This is a genomic window from Pseudoduganella sp. GW821-FHT05F09 (genome assembly GCF_059419605.1).
This window is the reverse complement of the sequence record NZ_JBWKSD010000004.1, coordinates 207,116-222,252: the sequence shown is the minus strand read 5'-3', so window position 1 is coordinate 222,252 and position 15,137 is coordinate 207,116. Positions and strand designations below refer to the sequence as shown.

Below are 15,137 nucleotides of genomic sequence, written 5' to 3'. Positions count from 1 at the left end.
GCTCGTGACGCGATGACAGAACTGACCCCAATATTATTCGGTTTGCGGATTGACGCGCTCGATCTTGGAGTGCAGCTTGTTCAGGCCGGACAGGTAGGCCTTGGCCGAGGCGACCACGATGTCGGGGTCGGAGCCGACGCCGTTGACGATGCGCCCGGCGTTCGATAGCCGCATCGTCACCTCGCCCTGCGACTGGGTGCCGGTGCTGATGGCGTTGATCGAGAACAGCACCAGCTCGGCTCCCGACCTGGCCTGGCATTCGATGGCGTTGACCATGGCGTCCACCGGCCCGTCGCCCTGCCCGTCGCAGCTGTACTCCTTGCCGTCCATGGAGAACACGATCCTGGCGGTGGGCGTTTCGCCCGTTTCGGAGCGCTGCGCCAGCGACACGAAACGGTAGTACTCGTTCTCCTGCGCCGTCTCCTCGTCCGACACCAGGGCCATGATGTCTTCGTCGAAGATTTCGGCCTTGCGGTCGGCCAGCTCCTTGAAGCGGCCGAAGGCGGCGTTCACCTCCGCTTCCGAGTCCATTTCTATGCCCAGCTCCTGCAGGCGCTGCTTGAAGGCGTTGCGGCCGGACAGCTTGCCGAGCACGATCTTGTTGGCGGTCCAGCCCACGTCCTCGGCGCGCATGATCTCGTAGGTTTCGCGCGCTTTCAATATGCCGTCCTGGTGGATGCCGGACGCGTGCGCGAAGGCGTTGGCGCCCACCACGGCCTTGTTGGGCTGCACCGCGAAGCCGGTGATCTGCGACACCATCTTGGACGCGGCTACGATCTGCGTGGTGTCTATGCCCACGGTCAGGTTGTAATAGGCTTGCCGCGTGCGCAGCGCCATCACCACCTCCTCCAGCGCGGTGTTGCCGGCACGCTCGCCCAGGCCGTTGATGGTGCATTCGATCTGGCGCGCGCCGCCTATCATCACGCCGGCCAGCGAGTTGGCCACCGCCAGCCCAAGGTCGTTGTGGCAGTGCACCGACCACACGGCCTTGTCCGAATTGGGGATGCGCTCGCGCAGGCGCTTGATGGTGGCGCCGAACATTTCCGGCACCGCGTAGCCCACCGTGTCCGGGAAGTTGATGGTGGTGGCGCCTTCGGCGATCACGCCCTCCAGCACGCGGCACAGGAAGTCCTCTTCCGAGCGGCTGCCGTCTTCCGGGCTGAATTCAATGTCGTCGGTGTGCTGGCGGGCGAAGCGCACGGCCAGTTTGGCCTGCTCCAGCACTTGCGCCGGCTCCATGCGCAGCTTCATCTGCATGTGCAGCGGCGAGGTGGCGATGAAGGTGTGGATGCGTTTGCGCTCGGCCGGCGCCAGCGCTTCGGCGGCGCGGGCGATGTCGCGGTCGTTGGCGCGCGATAGGGAGCAGATGGTGGACTCGCGCACATGCGCGGCGATGGCCTTGATGGATTCGAAGTCGCCCTGCGATGCGGCGGCGAAGCCGGCTTCGATGACGTCCACCTTCAGCCGTTCCAGCTGCTTGGCGATGCGCAGTTTCTCTTCGCGCGTCATGGAGGCGCCCGGCGATTGCTCGCCGTCGCGCAGGGTGGTGTCGAAAATAATGAGGCGGTTGCTGAGGCTCATAACGATGTCTCCTTATGGCTAGGGTTGAACCGCCCCGTACTTGCTAGCGGCGTTCGCTCTCGTCCACCGGTTCGTGGCCGGTCTGCACGATGCTGACCGGCTTGCCTTTGGCCATGCGCCAGAAGAACACCGCGTAGCCGGACAGGCCGTACACGATGAACAGCGGGAACAGCACTTTGGGCGGATCGATCGACACCAGCGCGAAGAACAGTGCAATCAGGAACACGGCGATAAAGGGCACGGACTTGCGGAAATTCAGCTCCTTGAAGCTGTAGAACGGCACGTTGGTGACCATGGTGAGCCCGGCGAACAGGGCAATGGCGAACGAGGTCCACGACAGCTGCAGGCCGGGCACTTCCATGTCCACCATCAGCAGCACGAAGCCGCCCACGATGGCCGCCGCGGCCGGGCTGGGCAGGCCCTGGAAGAAGCGCTTGTCGACCACTTCGATATTGGTGTTGAAGCGCGCCAGGCGCAGCGCGGCGCCTGCGCAGTAGACGAAGGCGGCGATCCAGCCCAGCTTGCCCATGCCGCGCAGCGACCATTCATAGATCACCAGCGCCGGGGCGGCGCCGAAGGAGACCATGTCCGACAGGGAGTCGTACTGGGCGCCGAATTCGCTTTGGGTATTGGTCAGGCGGGCGATGCGGCCGTCCAGGCCGTCGAGCACCATGGCGATGAAAATGGCCCAGGCCGCGTGTTCGAAACGCTGGTTCATGGCCATGACGATGGCGTAGAAGCCGCAAAACAGCGCGCCCGTCGTGAAGGCGTTGGGCAGCAAATAGATGCCGCGCGAACGCGGGCCGGCCACGCCGCTCTCGTTCTCGCCACGGGCCTTGCGCGCGAACCGGGCGAAACGCGAGTTCTTGGGCTTGGCCAGGGTTACGCCATTTTTAGGTCTGCGACGGGGGAAATTTGCCATTGGGTTCCATTTCTAGTGCTGCGTGTTTGCTTTTCCGGCCGGCCGGGCGGCCGGAATCTCCCGCCTATTATATAAGGGCGACGCAAGGGAGCACACAGCAAAGAGAAAGTTTGGCTTATTTGAACGCTTATTTGAACTTCACTTTGCCCACTACGCGCATTTCCAGCGTGGTCTCGCCGGGCTCGAAGCTCGGTTCGGACACTTCGGCGCTGTCCATGGCTTTGCCGCGCATCATCATCATGGGCGCGGGCGCGGCCATGGCTTCGCGGGCGTAGGCGCCGGAGCCTTCGAAGTCCACCGTGTCCAGCGTGGCGTCGCTGACCTTGCGGCCCATGGCGGCGGCGATGGAGGCGATGCGCTCGTTGAGGTTCTGGTAGGTGGCGGCGATGCGCTGCTCGTCCAGCTTCCTGGTGGCGGCCGGCGACAGGCCAAAGCTCAGGTTGTTCAGCGTCAGCACTTTCTGCGCGGCGGCCACGGTTTTCGGCAGCTTGTCCAGGCTGGTGGTGGTCACTTGCAGGTACTGGCCCACGCGCCAGGCGGCCGGCACGCGCGGCTTGGGCGCGGCGCCGGCCGGCAGTGGACGCTCGTCCGGGTACACCGGGTAGGTGTAATAGCCCTGGGTCTTCAGGCTGGCTTGCGGGTCCTCCTTCTTCACGATATCCAGGCCCTGCTTCATCTTCTGGTTCACGCGCGAGGCAGCGGCGGCCTTGTCCTTGTCCTGCTCCTCGATGGCCAGCGTGGCCACGGCCTGGTCGTTATTGGCGCGCACCTCGCCCTGGGCCGGCACGATGACCAGGGTGCCGCTGGTCGGGGTTTGCTGGGCGTGGGCGTGCGCGCCCAGGATCAGCATGGCGGCGGCAATGAGGGATTTCTTGTTGGTCATTCTGTTGCTCCTTGGTTAAATCGTGAAGCAACTTTAACCGAATTTCACGATGCCACAGGCACAACTAAGTGAGCGTTTGTAACAGGGGGGAAGCATGCGCGGCGTGATAGTATCGACAAGACCACCACCATCACCACCACTAGGAGTATGTCATGGGATTGCTCGATCAACTCGCAGGACAAGTGCTCGGCTCACTGGGCTCGCAGAAACAGGACCCGGTGCCGCAAGGCGACCTGGTCAACACCGTGATCGGCCTGGTGCAGCAGGCTGGCGGACTGCAGGGGCTGCTGCAGAAACTGCAGGCCAGCGGCCTGGGCGACCAGGTCGCGTCCTGGGTAGGCACGGGCGAGAACCAGGCCGTGTCCGGCAACCAGATCGCGGATGCGCTGGGCAGCGACCAGCTGGCGCAAATCGCGCAGCAAGCCGGCCTGGAACCGGAGCACGCCAGCACCGGCCTGGCCCAGCTGCTGCCGCAAATTATCGACCAGCTCACGCCGCACGGCGCCGTGCCGCAGGACGATATGGTGGCCCAGGGCCTCAGCCTGCTCAAGGGCAAGCTGTTCGGCTAAACCCTGCCGAACGGCGGCGTCAGGCCAGCGCGCGCATCAGGCGCCGGCCAGCTTGGGCCTCGGCAACGCCGCCGCCGCACCAGGCCAGGAAGCCGGCCGGCTCCAGCGGGTGCGCAAACAGATAGCCTTGCGCCTCGTCGCAGCCGGCCAGTTTCAAAAAGGTCTGCACCTCGCAGCACTCCACGCCCTCGGCCACCACGCGGTGGCCCAGGTCCTGCGTCAGCGAAATCATGGTGCTCACCAGCGACTGCTTGCGCACGTCGTCCTCCAGGCCGATGATGAAGGACTGGTCGATCTTGACCACGTCGGCCGGCATGCTCTGCAAATAGGACAGGCTGCTGTAGCCGGTGCCGAAGTCGTCGATGGCCAGGCGCACGCCGATGGCGGCGATGGCTTGCAGCGTGGCCTGGGCGCGCTCCGGGTGCTCCATGATGGCGCTCTCGGTGATCTCCAGCTCCAGGCAGGATGCGGGCAAATCGTACATATTCAGGTAGTGCTCCACCTGGGCCACAAAGTCCGGCTCGAGCAGATTGGCGGCCGATACATTGACCGCCAGCTGCAATTGCAGGCCGGCGTTGCGCCAGGCGCGCTGCTGGCGCAGCGCCGCGTTCAGCACCCAGGCCGTGGTGGGCTGCGCCAGCCCGGAACGCTCGATCACCGGAATGAATTCGCCGGGCGACACATTGCCCAGTTCAGGGTGGGTCCAACGCAGCAGCGCCTCGGCGCCCACGCAGGCGCCGCTTTCCATGTCCACGCGCGGCTGGAACACCAGGCGCAGCTGGCTGCTGCTTTCCAGCGCGTCGCCGAACTCGTTGAGCAGGCGGAAGCGCCGCTGGCAGGCGTCGTCGTCGATGCGCGAATAGATGGCGATGCGGCTGGGCTGGAAAATGGCGCCGTGGGCGGCGCTCTGCGCGGTGCGCAGCACATCCAGGCTATCGGCCCCGCCCAGCACGAACGGCGCCACGCCTATCGTCGGCGTGGCGATATGGCGCGACTTGGCCAGGCTGGAGGCGCGGGCCAGCTTCTCCTTCAGCACCGGCAGGTAGTCCTCCAGCACGGTGCACGGCGGGGCGAACAGCGCGAACTGGGCGTCGCCCACATGGTAGACCTGGCGGCCCGGGCCGAGCTGGCCGCGTATCCACTGGCTGGCCTCGGTCACCAGTTCGTCCAGGTAGGACGAACTGCGCACCCGCGCCGCGCTGCCCAGCTGCTCCGGCGTGGCGAGGTTGACCACCACCGCCAGGCGCAACTCGTCCGGCGGGCAGTCGTTCTGCATGTCCTGGAAATCCTCGATGAACTGGTTGCGGTTGGGCAGGCCGCTGAGCGGATCCACCCGGCCGGCCGTGTGCTGCAGCTCGATCTGCGCCATGACCATCGCCGCCAGGTCGGACAGGCAGGCGATTTCCTCCGGCGTGGTGTGGCGCGGTTCCTGCCCCATCACGCACAGGGCGCCCAGGCAGTGGCCGCCGGTGGTGGTCAGCGGCGCGCCGGCGTAGTAGCGCACGCCGCTCGCGGCCAGCGCGCCGTGGCGGAAATAATGGTCTTCCAGCAGATCGGCAATCACCAGCGCGCCGCCGGTGTCCACCACTTCGGCGCATGGCGCTTTCAGGCGCGGAATGGAGTTCTGCTCCAGGCCCAGGCGCGACTTGAACCACTGCCGGTCGCTGTCGGTAAGGGAGACCGCCGCAATCTCCAGGCCGAATATGCGCGCAGCCAGGCGCGTAATGCGGTCAAAGGCTTTGCTCGGGCGGGTGTCAAGCAATTGCAGTTTATACAGGGCGTCGAGACGGGCTGCTTCGGTTTGGGAAGAAATAGTCATGGCTGGTCCGGTCAGGGTCGATACGGCGCGCGCAGCAAGGCAGCGGGCGGGGTAATCAATGCGGGACTGGGCACTGGCACGTGCCTGCGGCGGCACGAGAAATCGGGTAAAACTGAGCGGGACTGGGGCTCGGAGGGGCAAGCTATGTTAATTACTGCTGAGTTGCAGAATAGCATGAGACACAAAAAACGTCACGTTCAAAATGCAAAGCCCGCCGGCTTGCGTCGGCGGGCTGGGGCCAAGGCGGAGACTCAGACGAAGTGGACGGTTTCGGCTTCGGCCACGCCGACCAGCACGGCAAATTGCGTGGCGGGCGGGAACGGGCCGGGGTTTTCGTTCAGGCTCTTGAGCAAGGCCGGCAGCGCGGCAATGGCGCCGGACAGCGTGGCGTCGTCGTGGACGCCGGCCAGCCAGGCGCTTGCCGCCGCAATATTTTGCCCGGCGTAGGCCGCTTCCGTTTGCAGCACCGTCAGGCCGGCGGTGAATTCCGCCGCCGCCACGGCTTTGGCTTGCAGCGCCAGCGCGTCGCTGCCCTGCGCCGCCTGCGTCAGCGCGATGGCGGTGCCGCCCAAGGTGAAGTAGCCCTTGGAGATCAATCCGGTCCAGTACTGCAAGCCGGCAGGGTCGGCGGCATGGCCGAACATGTTCAAATACATCTGGTTGACGGCCACGTCGTTTGCTTTCCCGCCGAACTGCTGCTGGAATTCAGCCGACTGCACCAGCGCCGTCTCCAGCACATGCACGCTGCTCTGGGCCTGCCAGTAGCCCTGCCCCGCCGGCTCCGCCGGGCGCTGGAAAATGGCCGCGTACAGCTTGCCGACTTCGATCGCGCTGATGGCGGGCACGCCCGCGCCGCTGTTGGCGCGCGCGATGGCGGCCGCGTCGTTCAGGCTGCCGGTGTCGATGTCGGCGATGTGCGCGGCCGGCGTGCTCACGCCGAGCGCGGAGCCCATATAGGACGTCAGCAGCGCTTCCGGATGCCCGCCGGCCATGGCGGCGGCCAGCTTGTCCGCCAGCGACGCCTGCAGCACCACCGAAGCCTGGCCGATGTGGGCCAGCGCGCCGTAGATCCCGCCGCCGCCATTGTTGGTCTGCTCGATATTGGCCAGGCCCGCCTCCAGCACTTGGCCGAAAGCCTGGGTCGCCAGCGCGCTCAGTTTTGCGGCCGCCGCCGTCAGGCTGGCATTGCCGGCCTGGGCGACGCTGCTGGCGAGCAGCGCACTGATGAAGCCCGCGCTGCTCAGGTCCGTGGCGCCGGTGGCGTGCGCGATGGTCCCGGCCAGCGCGCCTGCAACCGCCTTGTAGGCTTGCGCTTCGCTGAGCTGGCCGGCACCGCCGGCCAGGCTGACCAGCGTGCGGGCGACCGCCAGTTGCAGGCCGTCCAGGCTGGCCGCCACCACTTGCACATGCAGGGCGGCCGGCACGGCGGCGGGCGCTCCGGGATCGCTGTCGATGGCGGCGGTCAGCGGACTGGTCTTGGTCACGTCGGTGGCGCCCAGGCCGAACGCTTCGGCCAGGCGGGCGCTGGCCTGGGCCGCGCTCGCGCCCTGCTGCTGCAATTGCTGGTGCAGCGAGGACAAGGCATTGACCGCCTTGCTTTGGGTGGTGGCGGCATAGCTGCCATGCTGCGCCAGGCCGGTGGTGGCGTCGGTGCCGCCGGTCACCAGCAGCGGAAGGGGAATCTGGCCCGGCGCCACGATGCCGGCGTTGGAGGCCGGCAGGATGTAGCGGCCCTGGCTGTCCGTGACGGCGCTCCATTCGCCCTGGTCGAACTGGCCGTTGCCGTTGGCGTCGCCAAACACGGTGGCGCCCTGCACGTAGCCGGTCGCCTGCACCTGGCCGGTGTAGGCGGTGTAGCCCCAGTCCTTCAGCGTGGAGGCCAGAAAGGGCAACTCTGCCTTGAAGGCGGCCAGCGAGGCGGTGTCGGTGACGCGGTCCAGGTAGGCGCCGACGAGGGCCACATTGCTGCCCTGGTAGGCGGCCAGCTCGGGGCCGGTGTCCATTTCGGCGCTGAAAGCCAAAGCCGCCGCCGCCTTGCTTTCCAGCGCCGTCTTGTCGCTGCCCTGCGCGCCGAGCGCCAGATACAGCGGCAATGTGCTGCGGCTGACCGCGCCGCTGTCCAGCAGCCCGGTCCAGTAATTCGCCCCGGCGGCGTCGGCGGCGTGGCCGAACATCTGGTGGTAGAACGAGCGCACCATCGCGGCATTGCTTTCGTCGGCGTGCGCCGCCTTGAATTCTGCGGAGGCGGCCAGCGTCGCCGCCAGCTCCGCGTTGCTCAGATTGGTGCTGTAGGTGATTACCAGCGCTTCCGGCACGCGGTTGCTGTAAGCGACAAAGAGCTTGGCGATATCGGTCGGTGAGAGGGGCATGGTGGCGCCTGTATGGTTGAGTAGTCGAAACAACTTGGAGTTATAAGATTGTCAGAATTATCAATTTGAAAATGTGCCGGCCATCACAAAACCAGCGCGGAAAACTTGCCAAAAGGAACATTGTTTGCGACCATGGCGAATTGTTATCTTTTTGAGAACGCATGAAACGTTTAGTCCCCCTGCTGCTATTTGCCTGCTGCGCCGCCGGCGCCCAGCAAACCGAGGCCAACCGCGACGCCGCAGCGCAGCCCGGCGCGGACGCGCCGGCGGTGGAAGTGGCCAATCTGCGCAATCCGGTGCTGAAGTCTTACAAGACCATGCTGGCGGGGGCGGAGGTCTACGAGCGCATGAAAGCCAGGGCGCCCAACACCACGCTGCGTTTCCGCCTGCTGGCGCCGGACGGCGCGCCAGCCAAGCCGTTCACCTTGCGCATCGCCAACGACGAAACCTCGGTCGGCGTGCCGGTGGAGGCGAACGGCACCTTCGCCCTGCCCCGCCTGCCGGAACTGAGCGGCGACGCGGAACTGATCGTCAACGCCAAAAAAGGCAGCGTGCGCTGGACGCCGGACATCCGCCCCGCAGGCGAGCCGGACACCGTGCGCCGCCTGGGCGACCTGCGGCTGGAGTGCGAGGTGTGGTGGATTATCGAGCAGGAGGATATGGGCTTTTTCCGGCGCAAGCTGATGCAGGCCGTGGGCAGCCCTTGCGCCAGCAAGATGAGCACGCTGTTTTACGAGCCGGGGCGCAAGGTGAGCGGCGCCACGCTGGAGCACGGCGGCCAGCGCTTGCCACTGAAGGTCGTGCGCAACGGCTATGCTTTTATCCTGCCGCTGCAGGATAAAAGCCTGGCGGACGAGGCCACCATCGCGATCGAGTATGCGGAGTCCTGAATAAAAAAAGCCCGCCGGCTTGCGCGGGCGGGCTTGCTGCACGGCGGGCTGGCGCCCGCGCTGCGCGTTATTCGACTGCTTAGTTCTTCGATTGATCAACCAGCTTGTTTTTCGCGATCCAAGGCATCATGGCGCGCAGCTTGGCGCCGACTTCTTCGATCGGGTGCTCGGCGGTCAGGCGGCGGCGGGAAATCAGGGTCGGTGCGCCGGCCTTGTTTTCCAGGATGAAGCTCTTCGCGTATTCGCCGGTCTGGATGTCCTTCAGGCACTGGCGCATCGCTTCCTTGGTGGCCGAGGTCACGACTTTCGGGCCGGTCACGTACTCGCCGTATTCGGCGTTGTTCGAGATCGAGTAGTTCATGTTGGCGATGCCGCCTTCATAGATCAGGTCGACGATCAGTTTCAGTTCGTGCAGGCACTCGAAGTAAGCCATTTCCGGAGCGTAGCCCGCTTCGGTCAGGGTTTCGAAGCCGGCCTTGATCAGCTCGACCGCGCCGCCGCACAGCACCGCTTGTTCGCCGAACAGGTCGGTCTCGGTTTCTTCACGGAAGTTGGTTTCGATGATGCCGGCCTTGCCGCCGCCGTTGGCCGAAGCGTAGGACAGGGCGATGTCGCGGGCGTTGCCGGACTTGTCCTGGTACACGGCGATCAGGTGCGGCACGCCGCCACCCTGGCGGTAGGTGCCGCGCACGGTGTGGCCTGGCGCTTTAGGCGCAACCATGATCACGTCCAGGTCGGCGCGTGGCACGACTTGGCCATAGTGCACGTTGAAGCCGTGCGCGAAGGCCAGCACGGCGCCCTGCTTGGCGTGCGGCGCCACGTTTTCGTTGTAGACCTGGGCGATGTTCTCGTCCGGCAGCAGGATCATGATGACGTCGGCCGCTTTGACGGCGTCGTTCACTTCAGCGACCTTGATGCCGGCCGCTTCCACTTTCTGCCAGGAGGCGCCGCCTTTGCGCAGGCCGACCGTGACGTTCACGCCCGAGTCGGTCAGATTTTGCGCGTGCGCGTGGCCCTGCGAGCCGTAGCCGATGATGGCAACGTTTTTGCCCTTGATCAGGGAGATGTCGGCGTCTTTATCGTAGAAAACTTTCATGGTCATTCCTTGGTGAGATATTTGGTAAATTTTTAAAAATTAAACTTTGAGGATGCGTTCGCCGCGGCCGATGCCCGAGCCGCCGGTACGGACGGTCTCCAGGATCGAGGTGCGGTCGATGGCATCGATGAAGGCGTCCAGCTTGCTCTTGGCGCCCGTCAGCTCAATGGTGTAGGTCTTTTCGGTGACGTCGATAATGCGGCCACGGAAAATGTCGGCGGTGCGCTTCATTTCCTCGCGCTCCTTGCCCACCGCCCTCACCTTGATCAGCATCAGCTCGCGCTCGATGTGCTGGCCTTCGGTCAGGTCGACCACCTTGACCACTTCAATCAGGCGATTGAGGTGCTTGGTGATCTGTTCGATGATGTCGTCCGAGCCGGTGGTGACGATGGTCATGCGCGACAGGGTCGCGTCTTCGGTCGGCGCCACGGTCAGCGTTTCAATGTTGTAGCCGCGCGCCGAGAACAGGCCCACTACGCGGGACAGGGCGCCGGCTTCGTTTTCCAGCAGTACAGAAATAATATGTCGCATTACAGATCCTCCGAACCCAGCAGCATTTCGGAGAGGCCTTTACCCGCCTTCACCATCGGCCACACATTCTCGCTCTGGTCGGTAATGAAGTTCATAAAGACCAGCTTGTCCTTCATACGGAAGGCGTCCTTGAGCGCGTTCTCGACGTCGCCCGGCTTTTCGATCTTCATGCCGACGTGGCCATAGGCCTCGGCCAGCTTCTCGAAGTCCGGCAGCGAATCCATATAGGACTCGGAGTAGCGCGAACCGTAGTCGATCTGCTGCCACTGGCGGACCATGCCCAGGAAGCGGTTGTTCAGCAGGATGATCTTCGGCGTCAGGTGGTACTGCTTGCAGGTGGCGAGTTCCTGGATGTTCATCTGGATCGAGCCTTCGCCGGTGATGCAGGCGACGGTGGCGTCCGGATTGGCCATCTGCACGCCCATGGCGTAAGGCAGGCCGACACCCATGGTGCCCAGACCGCCGGAGTTGATCCAGCGGCGCGGCTTGTCGAACTTGTAGTACTGCGCGGCCCACATCTGGTGCTGGCCGACGTCGGAGGTGACGTAGGCGTCGCCGCCGGTGACCTGCCACAGTTTTTCCACCACGTCCTGCGGCTTGATGACCAGGTCGGAGCTGCTGTATTTCAGGCAGTCCTTGCCGCGCCATTCATTGATCTGCTTCCACCAGTTGCCGACGGCGGGATTCGGCTTCTGCTCGGCCGCGTCCAGCTGGGACAGGAACTCGATCAGCACGTCCTTGACGTTGCCGACGATGGGGATGTCCACTTTCACGCGCTTGGAGATCGACGATGGATCGATGTCCACGTGGATGATCTTGCGCGGGTTGGTGGCGAAGTGTTTCGGATTGCCGATCACGCGGTCGTCGAAACGGGCGCCGATGGCGATCAGGACGTCGCAGTTCTGCATCGCCATGTTCGCTTCGTAGGTGCCGTGCATGCCGGGCATGCCGACGAACTTGTCGTCGGAGGCGCGGTAGGCGCCCAGGCCCATCAGCGTGTTGGTGACCGGGAAGCCCAGCTTGTCGACCAGCTTGTTCAGCTCGGGCGCGGCATTGGCCAGGATCACGCCGCCGCCGGTGTAGATCATCGGGCGTTCGGCTTGCAGCAGCAGTTGCACGGCCTTGCGGATCTGGCCGGAATGGCCCTTGTCCACCGGCTTGTACGAGCGCATTTCGATCTCCTTGGGATAGGAGTACGGCGCCTTGTGCATGCTGATGTCTTTAGGGATATCGACCAGCACGGGGCCGGGACGGCCGGTGCGGGCGATGAAGAAAGCTTTTTTGACGGTTTCCGCCAGGTCTTTCACATCCTTGACCAGGAAGTTGTGCTTGACCACGGGGCGGGTGATGCCCACGGTGTCGCATTCCTGGAAGGCGTCCTGGCCGATGGCGTGGCTGGGCACCTGGCCCGAGATCACAACCATGGGAATGGAATCCATATAGGCGGTGGACAAGCCGGTCACGGCATTGGTCACGCCCGGGCCGGAAGTCACCAGCGCAACGCCCACTTTTTGCGAGCAACGCGAATACGCGTCGGCGGCATGGATGGCGGCCTGCTCGTGGCGAACGAGGATGTGCTGGAATTTGTCCTGCTTGAAGATGGCGTCGTAGATGTAGAGCACTGCGCCGCCGGGGTAGCCAAAGACGTGTTCTACGCCTTCCTCAGCTAAACAGCGAACGAGTATCTCTGCGCCCGTGATGGGTGCATTGGCTTCGGTGTTCATAAAACATTCCTTTCAAGGTCCATAGGAGATTGATCGGATGCTCTTTCCTGGCGAAGCTATGCAATGCGGGGCAGTTCTCCTGGCTTCCCTTCTCTCTGCGGTCACGTCACTTCTTCCCGTAGCCATAGATACGGTGCAAAGTGGCGCTAAACGCAACTCGTTTGGCCGGAGTGTCTGCCGCGGTTGTGCATACCTCTCGCGCTTGTGGCGCGGGTTAGAGCAAACTGCTGACAAATGAAAGCGGGAGTTGCCGATGACAGCCTTGTGTGCTGCCGGACAAAACCAAGGACTTCGTGGTGTTCGAAGCGATCTATACGGTACTGCGCCGCACCAATTTGGTCAAGTAAAATAGCGAGCAATCTGCAATTGAGGGCCCATTCTGGTGCATTTACTTGTTGCAAAACGTGAAAACCAAGCGGAAAGGCCCGTTTTTTGCTAGGATGCAGCCTGTTCATCTCCCCCCGGCAGTACGCTCCCCGACGCATGGCAACAGACAAAGAATTATCGGATTTTCTCGAAAACGTCGAGCGGCGCGCCTTTAAACAAGCCGTCTACGCCGTGCGCAAGGACGAGAGCGCGCTGGACATCGTGCAGGACGCGATGATCAAGCTGGCCGAGAAATACGGCGACAAGCCGGCCGCCGAGCTGCCGATGCTGTTCCAGCGCATCCTGCAGACCACCATCCTCGATTATTTCCGCCGCGAAAAGGTGCGCAACACCTGGGTCAGCCTATTCTCGGGCATGAGCTCCTCGGCCGACGAGCATGACGACTACGACATCCTGGAGTCCTACGAGGCCGAACAAGGCTCGCAGGCGGCCGAATCGAGCGCCGACAAGGTCGAGCGCATGCAGACGCTGAGCGCCATCGATGACGAAGTACAAAAACTGCCCGCGCGTCAACGGGAAGCCTTCCTTATGCGTTATCTACATGATCTGGACGTGGCCGAGACGGCCGAAGCGATGGGATGTTCCGAAGGGAGCGTGAAAACACATTGCTCAAGAGCAACCCACACTCTCGCCGAAGCGCTCAAAGCCAAGGGAATTAAATTATGAATACCGACGATCTGAACTTTGCCTATCGGGTGCGCCACGCACTCAACGAGAAGCTGGACGACCTGCCGGCTTCGACCACCGACCGCCTGGCCGCCGCCCGCAAGGCGGCCATGGCGCGCAAGAAGGCGCATGTGCCGGTGCGCGTGACCCAGGCCGAACTGGCCGGCGCGGGCAATCACCCGGCCGGCTTCCTCAGCAGCCCGTTCAGCTGGCTGGGCCGCATGCGCGTGGCCGTGCCCATGCTGATCCTGGTGGCCGGCATGGTGGGCGTGTACCAATACGAGGAACAGCAGCGCATCGCCGAACTGGCCGAGCTGGACGCGGCCGTGCTGTCGGACGAGCTGCCGCTGTCGGCCTATCTGGACCATGGCTTCAACGCCTATCTTGAGAATCGCGAGCAATAAGGATGGCGCGTATCAGCCTGATGACTCTGTCTCGCTACAAGGGTGAACTGGTCAGCCTGGCACTGTGCGGCTGGGCTGCCGTGGCCGCCGCGCAGGGCGGCGCCGCAACTGCCGCCCCCGCCGCATCCCCTGCCGCCCCCCCGGCCTCCGTGCCGGCGGCGGCGCCCGGCAAGCACGCGGTTGCCCCCATCGCCCTCGAAAAACCGCTGTGGAAAGACCTGTCGCCGGCCCAGCAGCGCGCCCTGGAGCCGCTGTCGGCCGAGTGGAACAAGCTGACCGGCCTGCGCAAGCAGAAATGGCTGGAAATCGCCAACCGCTTTGCGTCGATGAAGCCGGACGAGCAGCAGCGCGTGCACGAGCGCATGCGGGACTGGCTGCGCCTGACGCCGGAGCAGCGCCGCCAGGTGCGCGAAAATTTCGCCCGCTCGCAAAAGATCACGCCCGGCCAGAAGTCGGCCCAGTGGGAGCAGTACCAGCAGTTGCCGGAAGAAAAGAAAAAGCAGCTGGCCGACAAGGCGCCCAAGAAACTGGTTGCCAATCCCCCCACGCCGACCCAGAGCAAGGCGCCCACCGTGGCGCCGGTGAAGTCCAAACTGCCGCCGGCCCAGGGCGCACTGATTCCGGGCATACCGGCGCCTGCCGCCGCGCCTGCCAGCCCAGCCGCCGCCCTGCCCGGCGCGGCCAATGTGGCGCCGGGCGCCGTGCCGGCCGCCGCCACCGCTCCGGCCACCGCACCTGTCACGCCGCCCCAACCCACGCCAGCCAATGTCAAATAGCCTGCCGATCGCGCAGCCGGCGCCCACCGTCAAGCGCCGCCTGATTTCCATGGTGTATGAATTGCTGCTGGCGTTCGCGGTGCTGTTCCTGCCCTTCCTGATTTTTGAAGTCGTCTCCGGCGCGTCGCACACGCCAGTGGCCGAGCACATGCGCCAGATGCTGGCCTTCCTGGTGCTGGGCGCCTATTTCATCCACCAATGGGTGCGCGAGGGCCAGACGCTGGCCATGCGCACCTGGCGCATCAAGGTGGTGCTGCCGGGCCACGCCCACGTGCCGCCCAAAATCGCCGCGCTGCGCTATCTGCTCAGCTGGGGCTGGGTGCTGCCCGCGCTGGTGGTCGACTACGCCTTCGGCCTGAGCCGCTGGCAGGCGCTGAACGCCATCGGCGCCGGCATCCTGGCCTGGTCGCTGACCGCCTTCTTCAACAAGGACCGCCAGTTCCTGCACGACCGCATTGCTGGTACCCGCATGGTCCAACTGCCCAAGCCTGAAAAGTCTGTTAAGTAGCTTCCAAGCCCG

General features: G+C 64.5%; 14 protein-coding genes. 6 read left to right on the top strand and 8 right to left on the bottom strand.

What is annotated here, in order from left to right:
• Positions 1–33: 33 nt before the first annotated feature.
• The 3 genes from AC07S4_RS14510 to AC07S4_RS14500 all read right to left on the bottom strand — a co-directional run bounded on the left by AC07S4_RS14510 (position 34) and on the right by AC07S4_RS14500 (position 3,386).
• On the bottom strand, positions 34–1,581 hold the full coding sequence (locus tag AC07S4_RS14510) for a 2-isopropylmalate synthase (protein WP_494987323.1): 1,548 nt from the start codon (positions 1,579–1,581) through the stop codon (positions 34–36).
• A 43-nt stretch (positions 1,582–1,624) separates the two neighbouring features.
• A complete protein-coding gene (gene pssA / locus AC07S4_RS14505; RefSeq protein WP_161071972.1) occupies positions 1,625–2,503 on the bottom strand; it encodes a CDP-diacylglycerol--serine O-phosphatidyltransferase in 879 nt (292 codons plus the stop codon).
• A 127-nt stretch (positions 2,504–2,630) separates the two neighbouring features.
• Positions 2,631–3,386 carry an SIMPL domain-containing protein gene (locus AC07S4_RS14500; RefSeq protein ID WP_494987322.1) on the bottom strand — a complete coding sequence of 252 codons (756 nt, stop codon included), beginning with the start codon at positions 3,384–3,386 and terminating at the stop codon, positions 2,631–2,633.
• A gap of 152 nt (positions 3,387–3,538) precedes the next feature.
• Here AC07S4_RS14500 and AC07S4_RS14495 point away from each other — a divergent pair, with 152 nt between their 5' ends.
• Complete coding sequence (locus AC07S4_RS14495; RefSeq protein ID WP_494987321.1) at positions 3,539–3,955, top strand: YidB family protein; 417 nt, start codon at positions 3,539–3,541, stop codon at positions 3,953–3,955.
• A 19-nt stretch (positions 3,956–3,974) separates the two neighbouring features.
• Here AC07S4_RS14495 and AC07S4_RS14490 read toward each other — a convergent pair whose 3' ends face one another.
• Together AC07S4_RS14490 and AC07S4_RS14485 are read right to left on the bottom strand one after the other, a co-directional pair.
• Positions 3,975–5,774, bottom strand: coding sequence for a putative bifunctional diguanylate cyclase/phosphodiesterase (locus AC07S4_RS14490; protein ID WP_494987320.1), 1,800 nt, complete (start codon positions 5,772–5,774; stop codon positions 3,975–3,977).
• Positions 5,775–6,025: 251 nt separating this feature from the next.
• Positions 6,026–8,143, bottom strand: coding sequence for a DUF4214 domain-containing protein (locus AC07S4_RS14485; RefSeq protein ID WP_494987319.1), 2,118 nt, complete (start codon positions 8,141–8,143; stop codon positions 6,026–6,028).
• A 161-nt stretch (positions 8,144–8,304) separates the two neighbouring features.
• Here AC07S4_RS14485 and AC07S4_RS14480 point away from each other — a divergent pair, with 161 nt between their 5' ends.
• Positions 8,305–9,033, top strand: coding sequence for a hypothetical protein (locus tag AC07S4_RS14480; protein WP_494987318.1), 729 nt, complete (start codon positions 8,305–8,307; stop codon positions 9,031–9,033).
• Between the two features lie 79 nt (positions 9,034–9,112).
• On the opposite strand, the gene ilvC is transcribed toward AC07S4_RS14480, so the two are convergent.
• The 3 genes from ilvC to AC07S4_RS14465 are packed head-to-tail and all read right to left on the bottom strand — an operon-like array spanning position 9,113 to position 12,384.
• A complete protein-coding gene (ilvC, locus tag AC07S4_RS14475) occupies positions 9,113–10,129 on the bottom strand; it encodes a ketol-acid reductoisomerase (RefSeq protein ID WP_056405196.1) in 1,017 nt (338 codons plus the stop codon).
• Positions 10,130–10,168: 39 nt separating this feature from the next.
• On the bottom strand, positions 10,169–10,660 hold the full coding sequence (ilvN, locus tag AC07S4_RS14470) for an acetolactate synthase small subunit (RefSeq protein ID WP_055935546.1): 492 nt from the start codon (positions 10,658–10,660) through the stop codon (positions 10,169–10,171).
• A complete protein-coding gene (locus AC07S4_RS14465; RefSeq protein ID WP_494987317.1) occupies positions 10,660–12,384 on the bottom strand; it encodes an acetolactate synthase 3 catalytic subunit in 1,725 nt (574 codons plus the stop codon). The genes ilvN and AC07S4_RS14465 overlap by 1 nt, the downstream gene beginning before the upstream one ends.
• A 483-nt stretch (positions 12,385–12,867) precedes the next feature.
• Between AC07S4_RS14465 and AC07S4_RS14460 the strand changes: the two genes are divergently transcribed.
• The 4 genes from AC07S4_RS14460 to AC07S4_RS14445 are packed head-to-tail and all read left to right on the top strand — an operon-like array spanning position 12,868 to position 15,125.
• Complete coding sequence (locus AC07S4_RS14460) at positions 12,868–13,437, top strand: RNA polymerase sigma factor (protein ID WP_494987316.1); 570 nt, start codon at positions 12,868–12,870, stop codon at positions 13,435–13,437.
• Entirely contained in the window at positions 13,434–13,841 is a 408-nt protein-coding gene (locus tag AC07S4_RS14455) for a DUF3619 family protein (RefSeq protein WP_494987315.1), read from the top strand. Before AC07S4_RS14460 ends, AC07S4_RS14455 begins: the two co-directional genes overlap by 4 nt.
• A 20-nt stretch (positions 13,842–13,861) precedes the next feature.
• Complete coding sequence (locus AC07S4_RS14450; RefSeq protein WP_494987314.1) at positions 13,862–14,617, top strand: DUF3106 domain-containing protein; 756 nt, start codon at positions 13,862–13,864, stop codon at positions 14,615–14,617.
• Positions 14,607–15,125, top strand: a complete 519-nt coding sequence (locus AC07S4_RS14445; protein ID WP_494987313.1) for an RDD family protein — start codon at positions 14,607–14,609, stop codon at positions 15,123–15,125. The genes AC07S4_RS14450 and AC07S4_RS14445 overlap by 11 nt, the downstream gene beginning before the upstream one ends.
• Positions 15,126–15,137 lie beyond the last annotated feature (12 nt).

Excerpts from the sequence above, each read along its gene's own strand:
- AC07S4_RS14480 (WP_494987318.1), top strand. The coding sequence starts at position 8,305 with ATGAAACGTTTAGTCCCCCTGCTGCTATTTGCCTGCTGCGCCGCCGGC.
- AC07S4_RS14485 (WP_494987319.1), bottom strand. The coding sequence starts at position 8,143 with ATGCCCCTCTCACCGACCGATATCGCCAAGCTCTTTGTCGCTTACAGC.
- AC07S4_RS14455 (WP_494987315.1), top strand. The coding sequence starts at position 13,434 with ATGAATACCGACGATCTGAACTTTGCCTATCGGGTGCGCCACGCACTC.
- AC07S4_RS14490 (WP_494987320.1), bottom strand. The coding sequence starts at position 5,774 with ATGACTATTTCTTCCCAAACCGAAGCAGCCCGTCTCGACGCCCTGTAT.
- ilvC (WP_056405196.1), bottom strand. The coding sequence starts at position 10,129 with ATGAAAGTTTTCTACGATAAAGACGCCGACATCTCCCTGATCAAGGGC.
- pssA (WP_161071972.1), bottom strand. The coding sequence starts at position 2,503 with ATGGCAAATTTCCCCCGTCGCAGACCTAAAAATGGCGTAACCCTGGCC.
- AC07S4_RS14500 (WP_494987322.1), bottom strand. The coding sequence starts at position 3,386 with ATGACCAACAAGAAATCCCTCATTGCCGCCGCCATGCTGATCCTGGGC.
- AC07S4_RS14460 (WP_494987316.1), top strand. The coding sequence starts at position 12,868 with ATGGCAACAGACAAAGAATTATCGGATTTTCTCGAAAACGTCGAGCGG.
- AC07S4_RS14495 (WP_494987321.1), top strand. The coding sequence starts at position 3,539 with ATGGGATTGCTCGATCAACTCGCAGGACAAGTGCTCGGCTCACTGGGC.
- AC07S4_RS14510 (WP_494987323.1), bottom strand. The coding sequence starts at position 1,581 with ATGAGCCTCAGCAACCGCCTCATTATTTTCGACACCACCCTGCGCGAC.
- ilvN (WP_055935546.1), bottom strand. The coding sequence starts at position 10,660 with ATGCGACATATTATTTCTGTACTGCTGGAAAACGAAGCCGGCGCCCTG.
- AC07S4_RS14450 (WP_494987314.1), top strand. The coding sequence starts at position 13,862 with ATGACTCTGTCTCGCTACAAGGGTGAACTGGTCAGCCTGGCACTGTGC.
- AC07S4_RS14465 (WP_494987317.1), bottom strand. The coding sequence starts at position 12,384 with ATGAACACCGAAGCCAATGCACCCATCACGGGCGCAGAGATACTCGTT.
- AC07S4_RS14445 (WP_494987313.1), top strand. The coding sequence starts at position 14,607 with ATGTCAAATAGCCTGCCGATCGCGCAGCCGGCGCCCACCGTCAAGCGC.